Annotated in this window: 10 protein-coding genes; 4 read left to right on the top strand and 6 right to left on the bottom strand. The window is 71.4% G+C overall.

All coding sequences use genetic code 11. From position 1 onward, the window contains the following. The coding region (locus EAO71_RS02050; RefSeq protein ID WP_459112776.1) for a methyltransferase family protein at positions 1 to 1,234 on the bottom strand (1,234 nt) is incomplete at its 3' end. 144 nt (positions 1,235 to 1,378) lie between these two features. Then, positions 1,379 to 2,590 (bottom strand): 4-hydroxybenzoate 3-monooxygenase, encoded by a 1,212-nt coding sequence (locus EAO71_RS02045; protein WP_261991951.1) that lies wholly within the window; start codon positions 2,588 to 2,590, stop codon positions 1,379 to 1,381. A gap of 351 nt (positions 2,591 to 2,941) precedes the next feature. On the opposite strand from EAO71_RS02045, the gene EAO71_RS02040 reads away from it, so the two are divergent. Continuing rightward, positions 2,942 to 4,183 carry an NAD(P)/FAD-dependent oxidoreductase gene (locus tag EAO71_RS02040; RefSeq protein WP_147976029.1) on the top strand — a complete coding sequence of 414 codons (1,242 nt, stop codon included), beginning with the start codon at positions 2,942 to 2,944 and terminating at the stop codon, positions 4,181 to 4,183. A 310-nt stretch (positions 4,184 to 4,493) separates the two neighbouring features. Here the strand turns inward: EAO71_RS02040 and EAO71_RS02035 are convergent, their stop codons facing one another. Further along, a complete protein-coding gene (locus EAO71_RS02035; RefSeq protein ID WP_147976028.1) occupies positions 4,494 to 5,489 on the bottom strand; it encodes a helix-turn-helix domain-containing protein in 996 nt (331 codons plus the stop codon). A 137-nt stretch (positions 5,490 to 5,626) separates the two neighbouring features. Then, positions 5,627 to 9,361, bottom strand: a complete 3,735-nt coding sequence (locus EAO71_RS02030) for a S8 family peptidase (RefSeq protein WP_147976027.1) — start codon at positions 9,359 to 9,361, stop codon at positions 5,627 to 5,629. Between the two features lie 559 nt (positions 9,362 to 9,920). Between EAO71_RS02030 and EAO71_RS38150 the strand changes: the two genes are divergently transcribed. The 3 genes from EAO71_RS38150 to EAO71_RS02020 all read left to right on the top strand — a co-directional run bounded on the left by EAO71_RS38150 (position 9,921) and on the right by EAO71_RS02020 (position 11,514). Next, positions 9,921 to 10,943 (top strand): gluconokinase, encoded by a 1,023-nt coding sequence (locus EAO71_RS38150; RefSeq protein ID WP_261991950.1) that lies wholly within the window; start codon positions 9,921 to 9,923, stop codon positions 10,941 to 10,943. 68 nt (positions 10,944 to 11,011) lie between these two features. Beyond that, the gene (locus tag EAO71_RS39600; RefSeq protein ID WP_315986578.1) at positions 11,012 to 11,161 is read left to right on the top strand and encodes a hypothetical protein; all 150 of its coding nucleotides are present in this window, start codon (positions 11,012 to 11,014) and stop codon (positions 11,159 to 11,161) included. 23 nt (positions 11,162 to 11,184) lie between these two features. After that, entirely contained in the window at positions 11,185 to 11,514 is a 330-nt protein-coding gene (locus EAO71_RS02020) for a mycothiol transferase (protein WP_315986580.1), read from the top strand. 170 nt (positions 11,515 to 11,684) lie between these two features. Here EAO71_RS02020 and EAO71_RS02015 read toward each other — a convergent pair whose 3' ends face one another. Together EAO71_RS02015 and EAO71_RS02010 are read right to left on the bottom strand one after the other, a co-directional pair. Further along, positions 11,685 to 12,929 carry an acyltransferase family protein gene (locus EAO71_RS02015; protein WP_261991949.1) on the bottom strand — a complete coding sequence of 415 codons (1,245 nt, stop codon included), beginning with the start codon at positions 12,927 to 12,929 and terminating at the stop codon, positions 11,685 to 11,687. 2 nt (positions 12,930 to 12,931) lie between these two features. Beyond that, complete coding sequence (locus EAO71_RS02010) at positions 12,932 to 15,019, bottom strand: bifunctional polysaccharide deacetylase/glycosyltransferase family 2 protein (RefSeq protein ID WP_261991952.1); 2,088 nt, start codon at positions 15,017 to 15,019, stop codon at positions 12,932 to 12,934. Between the last annotated feature and the right edge of the window lie 206 nt (positions 15,020 to 15,225).

Below are 15,225 nucleotides of genomic sequence, written 5' to 3'. Positions count from 1 at the left end.
ACGCCATGGACCGGTCGAACTGGGTGGCCAGTTCGGGATCGCGGGCGAAGTGGTCGAAGTGGTTCTCGCCGTAGAGGTGCTCGAAGCCGGGTTGTCCGCTGCGTACGGTATGGGTCAGGTGGGCGAAGGACTGGTAGAAGGGGCCGCCGTACATCAGGGCCAGGGGCCGCATCGACCCCGGGGCCTCCGCGTCCAGAAGCGCGCCGACGCCGGTGAGGCGGAATCCGTCGGGGCCTTCGGAGACCACGCCCAGCATGGCGAGGTAGCGCAGCAGGGTCGCCAGGCTCTGCGGGTCGGCGCCGACGGCGCGGGCCAGCGCGGAACCGTCGGTCCCGGTGTGGCGGTCCATGGCCTCCGGCAGCCGGAGGCGCGCGCACGCCGCCAGGGCCTGGGTGGTCCAGGCTCCGGTCAGCAGCCACAGAAGCGTTTCCGCCGGCTGCTGGTCGGCCGCCGGCCGCGGGTGCCCCGCGGCGGCGAGGGGCCGGCCGAGGTGCTCGCTCAGTACGTCGCGGTGGTCTCCTCCCGCGTACAACTCGACGCGCCGATAAGCCGTCTTCGTGTCGGCGGGGGCGGTGAAGTAGAACACGGTGCCGTCCTCGTGCGGGTTGTAGCCGCCCCCGTCGGCAGCCGCACCGTGCCGCGCGAAGCTCGCCAACAGCCCTCGCAGCACCAGCGGGTCGGGCCGCACGACGTCGAAGGCGAGGTGCGCCTCGTGCTCCAGCGCGCGTTCCTCCGCGGCGATCAGGGTCAGCCCGGAACCCGGTGGCACGGTCAGTGCGAACACCTCGACCGCCCTGCGTTCGCCCGCGGGGCCCCGGACCACGGGACGGAGGATCCTCACGTCGAGCTCCGCGGGATCGAGGCGGTGGCGTGAGGCGAGGCGTTCGCGCACGACGACGCTGGGCTGCGCCTGCGCGTCCGTGGACAGCCCGGACGCCGCCAGGTCCGTCCGGAGCGCGTGCTCGTCGGGCGGGAACACGAGCACGGCGGCGTGTGCGAAGCGGCACTGATCCGTCAAGGCCCGCAGTTCCGGGCCGTCGAGGCCGGGCAGCACGCGTGAGAGCAGGACGGACGTGTCCTGCTCCCGGACGAATCCGGCCGTCGCGCTCAGCCGCTCCGCGTCGTCGCCGGCGTGCGCCCTGGTCGTGGTCCCGGGTGTCTCGGGTGCGGTGGGTGTCGTGGTGGCCGACGCCGCCGTGGTCGCGGGCATGGTGAAGGGATGTTCGGAGCGCATTTCCCTGTCCGTGGGTGAAGGAGGAAGCCCGGCCCGGCCCCCGGGGCATGCCGTGCACCGGGCACGGGCAGCCCAGGGCCTGGCCCGGAGCGGGACGAAGACGAGGAGGAGAGGAAGAGGAAGAGGAGGAGAGGACGAGGACGGTCAGATGCCGACGTAGTTCTCGGCGAACCAGTCCTGCTGGGTGCGCGAGGTCCGCAGCGAGGCGATGCGGGAGCGGCGCAGACGCTCCTGGAAGTGCGAGGCGCCCTCCGAACCGGGAGCGGCGTGCAGGAGGCGGATCATCCAGTGCGAGAACTCCTGCGCCCGCCAGATGTGGGCCAGGCACCGCTCCGAGTAGGAGGCGAGTGGCTCGGGGTCGCCGTGAGCGAGGTCATCGGTGAGGGCCTGGGCCAGGATCTCCGCCTCCAGCACCGCGAGGTTCGCGCCCTTCGCGGCGGACGGGCTGATCAGGGCGGCGGCATCGCCCACCAGGAACAGTGAGCCGTGGCGCAGCGGTTCGAGCACGTCGGACTCGAGGTCGACGACGGTGCGCTGGACGATCCGGCCGCGCAGCAGCTGTCCGTACGCGGTCGCGCGCATGCGCAGGTCGAGTTCGTCCCAGACGCGGTCGTCGCTCCAGGCGTCGGCGTCGGTTCCGCTCTCACACTGCAGGTAGTAGCGGGTGATCTCGGTGGAGCGGGCCATGTGCCCGGCGAATCCCCGCGGGTGGACCGCGTAGCCCACGGCGTCCAGGCTCGGCGGCGCCTCGGCGAGCAGCCCCAGCCAGGACACACCGTGGTCGCGCTGGTGGTGCTGGACCGCACCGGGCGGAAGCGAGCGCCGCCCCGCCCCGTGGCGGCCGTCGCAGGCGGCGACGTACCGTGCCCGCCATCGTCCGGGGCGCCCGTCCGTCTCCCGTACGGTCACCGTGGGCGCGGAGCCGTCCGCGTCGGACACCCGCACCGCCTCGGTGTCGAACCGGATCCGTCCTCCGGCGTCGATGTACCGCGTCAGCAGATCGGCGACGAGTTCGTGCTGCGGATATACGGTGTGCGGCTCACCTCTGCCGAGCTGTCGGTAGTCCAGGCGGAAGCGGCCGTCGTCGGTGCGGAACTCGCAGACTCCGTGCTCCTGCCCGCGTCGGCGCAGCCCCTCGTCGAGACCGTGGCGTTCCAGGATCCGCACGGTGTTCGCGGCGAGGAAGCCCGCCCGGGCCCGGTTCTGGACATGCTCACGACCGGCACGTTCCAGCACGACACAGTCGATGCCGCTGCGCAATAAGAGGTTCCCCAGGACCAGGCCGGCCGGGCCGGCCCCGAGGATGACCACATCTGCCGAGTCCTGTGCGACCCGGGCGTACTGACTCTCTGTCACAACAGTGGATCATAGGCACTCAAAAATATGCGGACGTTCGTATATCACCCGAATGCCGCATGATGCGAAAAGGATTCTCCCCTCCAGGGGCCGCGCCCGGCACAGATACGCGGAGACGGGGCCTGACCTGGGCTCCCGGCGTCGGGCGGTTCGCCTCGCGGACGCTGCCGGCCGGCTGCCCGATCATGTCGCACCGTGCCCCTGCCGACGTGAGGCCGGACCGCGAGCCCGTATCGCGACGGTGTTCTAGCCTGGAAGGACACGCAGCCCGCCGGGGCGGGGACCTTCGTTCGTCCGGCACCTTCCGTCGGTCCGCCTCCGGGCGATGCGTCCGATCGGCAGGTGAGATCGATGGGCGGCACGGCCGGCCCGGCCGGCGAAGGAAACCATTACGACGTGATCGTCGTCGGCGCACGCTGTGCCGGCGCGCCGACCGCGATGCTCCTGGCTCGTCAGGGTCACCGGGTTCTCCTGGTCGACAGGGCGACGTTCCCGAGCGACACGATCTCCACGCATCTGATCCATCCCCCCGGTCTGGCCGCGCTGGACCGGTGGGGGCTGCTGGAGCGGGTCGTGGCGAGCGGGTGTCCCCCCATCGACACGTACGCGTTCGACCTCGGACCGTTCTCCATCGTGGGCTCACCGGCCGGCGAGGGATTCGAGGCCGCGTACGCGCCGCGCCGCACCGCCCTCGACAAGATCCTCGTCGACGCCGCCGCGGAATCCGGTGCCGAGGTGCGCGAGGGCTTCACGGTGGAGGAGCTGCTGTTCGACGGGGCGACCGTGACCGGCATCAGGGGGCACCACAAGGGCGGCGGCACCGCCGTCGACCACGCACGGTTCGTCGTGGGCGCGGACGGGGTCCACTCCTCCGTCGCGAAGGCGGTGCGGGCCGCCAGCTACGCGGAGAAACCGAAGATCAACGCCTACTACTACGCGTACTGGGCCGGCATGCCCATGCGGGGCACGTACGAGGCGTACGACCGCGGCGACCGCGCCTGCGCCACGTGGCCCACCAGCGAGGACCTGACGATGGTCATCTGCGGCTGGCCCATGCAGGACTTCGAGGCCAATCGCGACGACGTCGAGGGCAACTTCCACGCCACGCTGGCTCGCGCTCCGGAGCTCGCCGAGCGGATCGACCGGGCGACCCGGGCGGAGCGGTTCGTGGGGACGGCCATCCCGAACTACTTCCGCACACCCTTCGGTCCCGGGTGGGTCCTGGTCGGCGACGCCGGATACCTCAAGGACCCCATCACCGCCCAGGGCATCCAGGACGCGTTCCGGGACGCGGAGCGGTGCACCAGCGCCCTCGACGACGTGCTCACCGGCCGCCGGTCCTTCGACGAGGTGATGCGGGCCTCGCAGGAGGAGAGGGACGCCCAGGTCATGAGCATGTACGAGTTCACGGCCCAGTTCGCGACGATGGAACCGCCGCCTCAGGAGATGCAGCAGCTGCTCCTCGCCGTGTCCCAGAGCCCCTCGGCACGCGACGAGTTCGTCAGGGTCACGGCGGGCATGACCCCGCCCGAGGAGTTCTTCGGCCACATGCAGGAACGGATGAGCCACCACCGGGCACCCGACGCGGCCTGATCGGGGCGCGGCGGGGCACGGCGGCGCCGAAGGGGACCAGGTCGCCGCCGCGGTCGACCGGCGGGCGAGCCGGCCGAGGAGGAGTCGCGTTGATCAACGACGGCCCCGCGTGACACGGTGATCGCACTCGCATTCCGCGAATGAGGATGCCGTCCGAATCATCGTGGCCAACCTGCCCGACGACTGCGGACCGGCCATCGACGGAACCCCGGACGAGCTGTGACCGGCACCGAGAGTACGGGCCCGGCCGACCCGGCCCGCGCCCGCCTGCCGCTCGGCGTGTACGCGACCGCCGACGCGGCGCCCTTCCTCAGGGAACCTCCGCCCAGCCGTTGCGCATGGCGTGGGCTCCGAGCTGCATCCGGGTCCTGACTCCGGCCAGGTCCATGAGGTGGCGCAGGCGCCGGTGCAGCGTGCGCGGTGACAGGCCGAGTTGGGTCGCGGCGGTCAGGTCCGTCAGGCCGGCCAGGAGCAGGGCGAGGATCCTGCGGTCGAGGTCGGTGGGGCCTTCGGCGGCGACCTCTACGGAGGGATCGGCCTCTCCGCCGGTGCCCGCCAGTTCGATGGGGCGGGCCGCGCGCCACACCGTCTCGAAGAGCGCGTCCAGCGCGTCCAGGAGGCCGCTGCGGTGCAGCAGCACGGCGCCCGGCTCCCCGGCGGCCGTGACCGCCAGCGGGACGAGGCCGAGGTCGGAGTCGGCCAGGACCAGTTTCATCGGGAGCTCGTCGGCGACACGCAGCTGCACGCCCTTGCCCAGGGACTCGATCGCGTCGTCGATGATGCCGGGTTCCGCCAGTACGGCCCGGTCCAGCACGGCGCGGAAGTGCACACCCCGGTCGATGGCCACGGGTTCGGCCGTGTTCTCGTCGGGCGGCAGGGCGACGAACGGCGCGGTGATGAAGGAGCGGACCTGCGTGCGGGCCGCCTGCTGCACCTGGAGGAACCGGTGCCGGATGGCGTCGACGCCCGTGACGACCTCGATCAGGTCGCTGATGCTGCTCCCGGTCATCGCCGCCCGGTGTTCCTCGGCGAAGGCCGCCAGGGCGTGCTCGGCCATCCGCAGCCCGTCGCGGCGCTGGCTGATGAGGGCGCCGAGCGCCATGGCCGGCGGCGCGGCGGTGAACCGGCCGTCCGCCGCCGACCTGGTCACGAGTCCCCACGAGACCAGGCGGGACAGGGCCTTGTCGACGTGTGCGTGCCCGATCTCGAGCTGCTCGGCGAGCTGGGCGGCGAGGGAGCCGGGCCGTCCGAGCAGCGCCCGGTAGACGCACTCGTCATCGGGTTCGAGGCCCAGGACATCCAGCATCGGCGACCGACTCTCTTCCACTTGCCGCAGCGGGGAGAGTATGCGCCATGGCGGCAGACCCTGAATAGTCCCTGCTGGGAGCAGGTGCGAGGGGAAGGGCCCCGGGGAGTCGCCTCCCCGGGGCCCGACGGTGCGATTCATCGCAGGCCGTACGCCCGGATGATCTCGTTCTTGACGCTGAAGCCGCCGTCCGTCGCGGCGCTCGCGCGGACCGAGACGAAGCCGCCGGACTTCTTGGACGGCTTGAACGAACCCGTCCAGGAGCCGCCGGACCCCTTGGCCAGGGTCACCTTCTGCCAGGTCTTGCCGTCGTCGTACGAGACGTCCAGCTTGACCGTGGTGATCTTGCCCGGCACGGTGCCGCCGTCCATCGACACCGGCTTGAGAGCGATCCGCTGGGTCTCGTTGGCCTTGACGTCACCGTGCAGGTCCGTGTCCAGGGTGTAGTCCAGGTTCAGCACCGAGAACCGCTCGAAGAAGTCCGAGTCGACGGTGTCGGACATGTACGTCCACTCGGTGTGGGTGCGCGTCGACAGCCGGAAGACGTCGCTGGGGCGCTCCGCGTCGAGGACGGCGCGGTAGGGCAGGTTGCCCGCCGGGACCTCCACCCACTGCATGTCCCCGCTGACCGGGTTGTCGTGGATCAGCTTGTCGCCCTGGAAGACCTGCAGGTGTTCCGGCGTCTCACCCCACGGCAGGTTGCCGCCCAGCCTCATGTTGTCGCTGGCGGAGGCCCATGCCTGGACGTTCCAGGTCATGTAGTTCTGCCAGCGCGAGTTGTAGACGCCGAAGGACTCGCCCTGGGCGGGCCGGGACAGGGGAGCGAACCAGTTGAGACGGGTGGTGCTGCCCTTGGCGTACGTGTTGTCGCCCGACACCATCACCCAGGGCAGGTTGGTGTCGACGCTCTGCGCGTGGAACTCGCGCCACACCTGGCCGGGGGTCACCCATTCGGTGCGGGTGCCGGGGTGCCACTCCATCTCGGGGAAGTTGAACGACGGGCTGAGGGTGAAGTCGGACCGGTAGCCCTCCGACAGCTTGCCGTCCGTGGCCGAGTAGTAGTGGGCGTCGATCCGGGCGAGATCCCGCTGGGTCGGCTTGTAGACCAGGGCGCGGTCCGGCACCTGGCCGGGGTACTCCCGGGTCAGGTCGTAGACGTAGGGCGTGTACTCGGTCTGCTTCACGGTCAGCTTGAAGACGCCGGCCTTGGCCATCGCGATGAGGCCCCTGCCCGCGTCACGGTGGACGGTGGCGACCGGGATGGCCGACTCGCCCACGTACTCCATCAGGGCACCGGCGCCGTCGTTGACGACGACCAGGGCCTTCGCGCCGGCCGCGACCGCGGCCTCGGTGCGCTCCTGCGGCGAGACCTCGTCGCTGCGCTCGACGACGACGAGCTTCCCCGCGGCCTTGACCTTGCCGTACGCGGCCGCCGCGCCGTCGCCCGCGTAGACGGCGTCCCATCGGTCCGTGGCGGTGCTCAGCGTGCTGCCCGCCTGCGCCCGGGCCTCGAACCGGAGACGGCCGCCCGACGCGCTCAGGTCGAGCTGCGGCTCGCCCTTGCGCCAGCGGGTGGTCAGGATGAACTCGCCCTGCTTCATCGGCTCCGTCGGCGCGACGTAGACGTCGTCGTACGTCGGCGGCAGCACGTACGCGCTGCGGTAGTCCATGAACGGGTCGAAGCCCTTGTAGTGGACGTTGAAGTCGACCTTGCGCTGGCGGTCCTCGGTGCGCTGCGGTGCCTCGGTCTGGAGCAGGCGCGCCTTGCTCGCGTCCAGGACCACCTCGGCCTTGCCGTCCTTGAGCACGGTCTCCGGGTCGACCAGCACGGCCATACCGGAGCGGTCGCCCTTCTCGCCGGCCACGTCGAGGTAGCCCGCGACGGTGTAGAGGCCGGGTGCCATGCGCATGGTCGTCGAGCCGTCGACGTAGACCGACCACGGCCAGAAGTCACCGGCCAGGTTGATGGAGACCTGGCCGGCGGCCGGCTTGCCGTCGCGGCCGACCAGCTTGATGGTCAGGTCGTAGCGCTCCTCCTCCTTGAGCAGCGCCACGGAGGTGCGGGTCACCGGGTTCCCGGTGGCCGCGTCGGTGGCCGTCACATAGCCGACGTGCCTGCCGGCCGAGGCGGCCTTAGGGTCACCGGTCACCGGGACGGCTGCGGTGCCGCCCGCCGGGACGGTCACCCTGGTGGCTCCCAGCGAGAACGGTCCCCCGTCGCCGGTCAGCGCCAGGTTCAGCGTGACGTCGGCGGAACCGGTGTTGGTGTAGGTCAGGTCCTTCGTGACGGCGGCGTCGCCCGGCTCGTGCGGCCAGGTGTAGTTGCCGAAGAAGAGCGAACCGGTGCCGCGGACCGTGGTGCGCACGGCGGCGGCCACGTCGAGACGGCCGGTGCCGACCTCGTACGGCGAGTACCCGCTGTCCAGCCCCTTCGCGGTGCTCATCAGGTGTTCCTTGAGCTGCGCGCCGGCCCAGTCCGGGTGCTGCTGGGCCAGGATGGCCGCCGCGCCCACCACGTGCGGGGTGGCCATCGAGGTGCCGCTGATGGTGCGGTAGAGGCCCTGACCGCCGTCGGTCATCTCCTGCGAGCGGGCCGCGGTGATGTCCACGCCGGGAGCCGCGATGTCCGGCTTCATGCCACCGGAGTAGGCCAGCGGGCCGGTGCTGGAGAAGGACGCGAGCCGGTCCTGCTTGTCCGTGGCGGCCACGGTCAGCGCCGCGGCGGCCGCACCCGGGGCGGAGATGCTCTCCGGTCCCGCGTTTCCGGCGGCTATGACGAACAGCGTGCCGTACTGCGCGGAGAGCGCGTCGACCGTCTGCGACATCGGGTCGCTGCCGTCCGTCGGGTAGGAGTCGCCGAGGCTCATGTTGACGACGTCGGCACCGGACTCGGCGGCCCACTGCATGCCGGCCATGACCCAGGAGTCCTGGCCGTAGCCCTCCGCGCCGCCGAGCACCTTGCCGACGTACAGGTCTGCGCCGGGCGCGACGCCCTTGTTGTCGCCCCCGGAGGCGGCGCCCGAACCGACGATCGTGCCGGCCACGTGGGTGCCGTGGCCGTTCACGTCGGTGATGCCCTCCCCCGGGACGAAGCTGGCCGTGCCGTCGATCAGGCCGGCGAAGTCGGGGTGGTTGGCGTCGATGCCGGTGTCGAGGACCGCCACCTTGACGCCCTTGCCGGTGTAACCGGCCGCCCAGGCCTCGGGCGCGCCGATCAGCGGCACGCTCTCCTTGAGGTTGGCCTTGACGCGACCGTCGAGCCACAGCTTCGCGACTCCCGCGCCCAGCGTGTCGCGGCCCTCGGGCGCGACGGAGGTCCAGAACGTGCGGGCCTGGCGCTTCTCGGTGCTGAGCACCGCGCCGCGGATGCCCTTGAGCTTCCGGGTCAGTTTGCTGCCGCGGGGTGCCGTCGGCTCGGCGACCGCGCGGGACTTCGACTCGGTGTACGTCGCGATCAGCGGTACCGCGGCCGACTTCGCGTCGTCGTACCCCATCTCGATCAGGTCGGTGACGTTGAACAGCCGCCGGTCCAGCTTGTCCGCGCCCACGAGCGGCGCGGCCTCGTCCGGGAGGACGAACAGGTCRCCCTGGATCTGCTGGATCTTGACGCCGCCGACGGCACTGTCAGGCCGGTCGACCTCGGCGGTCTGCTTGCCGTCGGCCATCGTGGTGACCGTGACGACGTCGCCGGTGACCAGGGTGACCTTGTGGGTCGCCGAGGGCTTGGCGGGGACGGCGGGCTTGCTCGGTGCGGCCTGCGCGGGTGCGTGCAGAGCGACGAGCCCCGAGGCCAGCAGGGGGACGGCGGTGGCCGCCGAGACCAGCTGCCAACGCCTGCGCCGGAAGGCGGGAGGAAGGGAGGGGGAAGACATGCCATGGGTCTATCGACCGGCGAACACCGCCGTGAAGGCCTGGTGGCGGCAAGTCCTCGCCATGGCAAAGGTTTGTCAGCGGTGAACCCCGCGATTCCGGGCGGAAAGACGCCGAACGGCCGCCGGGCCGCCGTGCCGGAGCGGCGACGGGGGCCCTCCCGCCCCGCCGACATGCGGCGGAGCAGGACGGGGGTCAGATTGGAGGTACCGACCCACCGGACACGACGCGTCGGCGGGCGGACGACGTGGAGGAGCCTGTCATGACGGCGCACCCGAGTGCACCCGGCCGTCGAGGGCGTGTCGCGAAAGCAGCGCCGTCCGCCCGGAGGACGGGCCCCGCGGCGCCTGGTGCGTGCGATCGCCATGCGGAGGGCCGCTCTCGTACCGGGCGTACCCGGGCGGTCCCGACAACACGGCGTGGGGGCACCTCCCGTGCCGAAAGGCCACGGGGGACCGTGCCGGGCGCCGCGGGGCAGGCGGGACTCTCGCCACACGCCCTGGCCGCGCACCGGGGCGCGGGCCGGCCGGTTGGCGCCGCCGCCGTCGAGGCCGGCCGTCCATGGCACCCGACGAGATGACAGGGCGGCCGCCGGGGCTGGTTCTCGTCGTCGGCGTCTCCGGGGCGGGCAAGTCGACGGTGGGCCGTCTTCTCGCCGAGCGGTTGGGCTGGACGTACCGGGACGCGGACGAGTTCCACTCCGAGGCCAACCGCACCAAGATGGCCGCCGGCCATGCCCTCACGGACAGCGACCGGGCTCCGTGGCTCGAAGCGATCGGGGAGTGGATGGACCGGGCGGCCGCGGCCGGTGAGCGGGCCGTGGTGGCCTGTTCGGCGCTCAAACGCGCCTACCGGGACACGCTGCTGGCAGGGCGCGCCGACGCCCTTCTGGTGTACCTGCACGGCACGCCCGACCTGCTGCGCTCCCGGCTGGCCGCGCGGGACGGTCACTTCTTCCCGGCGGACCTGCTGGACAGCCAGCTCGCGGACCTCCAGGAGCCGCAGCCCGACGAGCACCCGCTGGTGGTGGAGATCGACCAGCCTCCGGAGGCGGTCGTCAGCGCCACGCTGACCCTGATGCGCAGGGAGTCCGCCGTCGGGTCACCGGCGGAAGGGCCGCACGCGGAGCGGGCAGGCCACACCGTCGCCGGCGACGGCTCCCCCGCGTCCGCCGGCCCCACGGGCGCGTCGTGGCGGTTGGTGCGCGGGGAGCAGAGCGCGGAGGTGGTCCAGCTGGGCGGCGCCCTGCGCGACTACACCGTGGGCGGCCGGCCGCTGCTCGACGGGTTCTCCACGGGGTCCACCAGTTTCCACGAGGTGGGGCCCACCTGGGCGGTGCAGATCATCGTCCCTCTCTGGTACCTCCGGGCCTACCTGTGGTATGTCCTGCTCTCACCCTTGATGCTCTGGGCCCTGCGACGTTTTCCGGTGGTGACGCTGTTCACCCCCCTCGCCCGTCTCGCGGACGCCCTCACCCGCCACCGCGCCGCCGAACCCGAGTCCCTCGCCGACGCGCTGCTGCTCGAACTCCTCCCGGCCGGAGGCGCCACCGACGACACCGCCCTCGTCATCGTCCGGCTCTGAGTCGGCGGTCGCAGAACCGCCCCCTCGTCGAGGTGCGGCGAGAAAGCGGATCAAGCTACGGTTCCCCGGTGACCGAGACGCGGCGACGCCGAGACCAAGGCCCTCCCGGCAGTGACTCCGACGAGCGGTCGACACTGCTCGCGTTCCTGGACTACGTACGCGAAGCGGTGGCCGCGAAGGCGCAGGGCCTGGACGACGGGCAGGGGCGGCCGGAGTAGCCTCCGGCACCAGCGTCTTCGGGCTGGTCAAGCACCTGGCCGCGGCAGAGCGCTACTGGTTCGTCTGGGCCTTCGACGGTGCCGACGTCGAGCATCCGGACCTCGGCATGGATCTCTCCGAGGGTGACAGCGCGGACAGTCTCCTCGCTGCCTATCGCGCCGCCGTCGAGCGGTCCAACGAAATCATCGAGCGTTGCGACGACTTGAACCGTCCCTGCGCGCGGGCCGCGGGCACGGCGGGAGTCGTGCGGTCGATGCGGTGGGTGCTGGTGCACATGATCGAAGAGACCGCCCGCCATGCGGGCCACGCCGACATCCTCCGCGAGCAGGCCGACGGTTCCGTCGGCAGGTGAGGCGGCGCCGCGCACTGATCTCTCATGTCCCCGGTGGCGGGAGAGGACACCCGAACGCGCCGGGAGGAGAGTGGCCTTGCGGCCACCCTCCCGCGCGTCGGGCCGGGAATCCGCCCTGCCCCGCTCCGTCATGAGCCGCGCGAGCTCTCCCGGTCCACGCGAAGCCCCCGTCAGGCGGCGGCCCGGCGCCTCCCCCGCCGGCGGCGCGGGTACGGGAAGAGTCGCGGCGAGCGCTTGGCGGCCACGTCCTCGACCCAGCCGAAGGCCAGCACCAGCAGCCCGAGCAGTGGGATCGCCACCAGCAGCGTGAACCATCGGCTGGCCAGCAGCCACGGGAGGTTCTCGTAGAAGAAGGGGACGCGCCAGAGGGGGTCGATCAGCGGGACGGCGATCACCAGCGCGGCCTCGTGCCAGAGGTAGACGCTGACCGCGCGTGCGTTGAGCAGGCTGACCAGGCCGTTCCAGCGTTTCAGCGGCCTGGGCCACTGATCCCAGGACGGGCTGACGTGGAGAAGGATGGCGACGAAGCCGAAGGACCACAGGGCCTGGGCGATCGGCCAGGCCTCGATGTCGGTCGGATGCGTCGGGTCGATCGGCCGGGTCTGCAGGTACCAGAGGCCGGCCACCATGATCAGCGGCGCGATGGACGGCAGCACGTACTGCGGGATCTTCTTGAGCAGCCCCTCCTGGTGGGCCATGCCGAGGATCCAACAGGAGCCGAACATCGTGAAGTCGCCCGCGGTCTCCCAGACCCGGCCGTAGACGAACTCCTGGTCGATGAAGAACGTGTTGAGGGCGATCGACAGGGCGAGGGGGGTGAACAGCGTCACCACCGGAAAACGTCGCAGGGCCCAGAGCATCAAGGGTGAGAGCAGGACATACCACAGGTAGGCCCGGAGGTACCAGAGAGGGACGATGATCTGCACCGCCCAGGTGGGCCCCACCTCGTGGAAACCGGGCAGGTCGCCCGCGTACGGCGGAGTGCTCAGGGGCAGGATCCAGAACGCCAGCTTGGCCCACCACCAGGTGGGGTGGCCGTCGGAGTCGGGGCCCCAGCCGTCGAGGACCTGGAGGGTGATCATGACGGCGCCGAACAGCCACATCGGCGGCAGCAGCCGGCGCAGCCGGCCGCGGATCACGCCGAGGGCGGGACGGCTCAGTGAACGGGCCATCAGTGAGCCGGCCAGCGCGAACATCACGCCCATCGACGGGAAGACGAGAGGCAGCCAGAACCAGCCGAAGTTGTGGTAGAGCACGACGCGAATCAGCGCCAGCGCGCGCAGCAGGTCGAGATAGCGGTCCCGGCCGCCCTTGCGCGCGGACGGTACCTCCGGCTGCGGCTCCGGCAGCAGGAGGGCGGGGACTCTCAGCTGGAGGGTCTCCTGGGCGCGCCCGAACTCGATGGATGCGGTCACGGTCAGGCCTCCACAGGTGCGGCGACCTCGCCGGTGCGCCGGAGCTTCTGCCAGCGCAGTCGGCCACCGGTCATCGCCGTGATCGCGGACTGCAGCAGGACGATGTACATCAGCTGCCGGTAGACCAGCTGCTGGATCGGCAGGCTGATCAGGTGCCAGGGCTTCTCGCGGTCGAGCCGGAAGGCGTACCAGGACAGGGCGCCCTGGAGCAGGATGAAGCCACCCCAGCTGGTGAGGGTGATCGGGGCGTCCCCGAAGAACACGCCGTACAGCAGGAACAGGTCGACCAGCGGCGCCAGCAGCGGGGCGACCACGCCGAACAGCACGACGAGCGGCAGCCCGATGCGGCCGAAACGCCCGGCCGGGCCGCGGGAGGTCACCGCACCGCGGTGCTTCCACATCGCCTGCATGCTGCCGTAGCTCCAGCGGTACCGCTGGGACCAGAGCTGCTGGAGGGTGGCGGGAGCCTCGGTCCAGGCGCGGGCGTGCTCGGCGTAGACGATCCGCCAGCCGTCGCCGAGCACCGCGATGGTGATGTCCGTGTCCTCGGCGAGGGTGTCGTCGCTCATCCCGCCGACCCGGTGCAGGGCCTCCTTGCGGAAGGCGCCGACCGCGCCGGGGATGGTCGGGATGACGTTGAGCATGTCGTACATCCGACGGTCCAGGTTGTGGCCGAGGACGTACTCGATGTGCTGCCAGGCGCCGATCAGGCTCTCGCGGTTGCCGACCTTGGCGTTGCCCGCGACCGCGCCGATCGCCGGGTCCCCGAAGGGCTGGACCAGCTCGCGCACGGTGGACGGCTCGAAGACGGTGTCGCCGTCCATCATCACGATGATGTCGTGCGAGGCGGCGGCGATGCCGGTGTTGAGGGCGCTGGACTTGCCGCCGTTGACCTTGCGGATCAGCCGCACGAACGGCAGGTTCATGTCCTCGACGATGTCCGCGGTGCCGTCCGTGGAGCCGTCGTCGATGACGATCACCTCGATCGGATAGTCGCTCGCGGCCAGTGAGTGGAGCGTGTTGGCGATGCACTCGCGCTCGTTGTAGGCCGGGACCAGCACGGTGACCGGTGCGGTGACGGGCGCTCCCCAGGCGTCCCGCCGCTTGGAGCGGCGGGCGTGGATCGGCGCGAGAACGAGCATCAGCGCGAACCGGCCGAAGTTGAGGAAGCCGACGAGGGCCAGCAGCCCGACCAGCACCGGCAGCGTGTGCACGGCGACCTGGGTGGCCCAGATGAATCCCTTGCCCGCCCACAGCTGGAAGCCGTGCACCGGCACGTTGGCGTCGGAGGCGCCCAGCGCCTCGGAGATGGTGGTGAAGCGGTAGCCCTGGGCCTGCAGCCTGTCGATGATCTGCACGAGCGCGTCGATGGTCTGGGTGCGGTCGCCACCCGCGTCGTGCAGCAGGATCAGCGCGCCCGCGCCGGGCTTGGACGGCATCGCCGCCTGGACGATCTCCTCGACGCCGGGACGCTTCCAGTCGTCGGTGTCGCGGTCGATGAACGCGGTGAGGTAGCCGCGCGCGCCCAGGTACTTGATCACCGGGTAGTTCCAGTCGTCCAGCGCCGAGGCGTCGGAGGAGTACGGCGGCCGGAACAACGCGCTGTGGACGCCCGCGACGCCGGCCAGCGCCAGCTGCGTCTGTGCCATCTCCCAGCTGATCCGGGCGCGGGACTGGTACACCAGATCGGGGTGGGTGAAGGTGTGCACGCCGAGTTCGTGGCCGCCCGCGACGATCTGCCGGATGAGCTCCGGGTTGCGCGTGGTCATGGCGCCGGTCACGAAGAAGTCCGCGCGGATGCCGCGGGCCGCGAGCACGTCCAGGATCTTCGGAGTCCACTCCGGCGAGGGACCGTCGTCGAAGCTCAGGACCACGGTGCGGTCGGGGATGTGGTAGCTCACGGGGTGCTCGTTCTTGGTGCCGCGCGCGTCGATGATCGGACCACCCTTGAGCAGGTTGTCCGGCACGGTCGTCTTGTCGACCGACGTGGCGATCCGGGCGTCGTGGAACGCCTCGTTGGTGGCGAGGCCGCGCAGGACGAGGAGCGCCAGCAGGCAGGCCAGCAGGGACAGCGGCATGAAGAAGCGCAGCGGCGGCGCGGCCAGTCGACGCGGCCTGAGCAGGGACTGCCGGCGGCGCTGGTGGCGGGACAATGACGCTCCTGGAGATGGGTGGTGCGGTCGATCCGGGGTGCTTGGTCGGTCGGCCCGAAGGCGTGCCCCGTGCGGCGCGGTGGTGATGGGCTGGGATGTGGTGGCCGAGGTCTTCGGCCGGGGTGTCGCGGACCGCATGGGCG

The organism is Streptomyces sp. MS191, from assembly GCF_008042125.1.
Lineage (GTDB): Bacteria > Actinomycetota > Actinomycetes > Streptomycetales > Streptomycetaceae > Streptomyces.
The sequence above is the reverse complement of the archived record's forward strand: the minus strand, read 5'-3'. Positions and strand labels throughout refer to the sequence as shown.

Coding starts and splice junctions, on each gene's coding strand:
- EAO71_RS02040 (WP_147976029.1), top strand. CDS start 2,942: ATGGGCGGCACGGCCGGCCCGGCCGGCGAAGGAAACCATTACGACGTG.
- EAO71_RS02035 (WP_147976028.1), bottom strand. CDS start 5,489: ATGCTGGATGTCCTGGGCCTCGAACCCGATGACGAGTGCGTCTACCGG.
- EAO71_RS38150 (WP_261991950.1), top strand. CDS start 9,921: ATGGCACCCGACGAGATGACAGGGCGGCCGCCGGGGCTGGTTCTCGTC.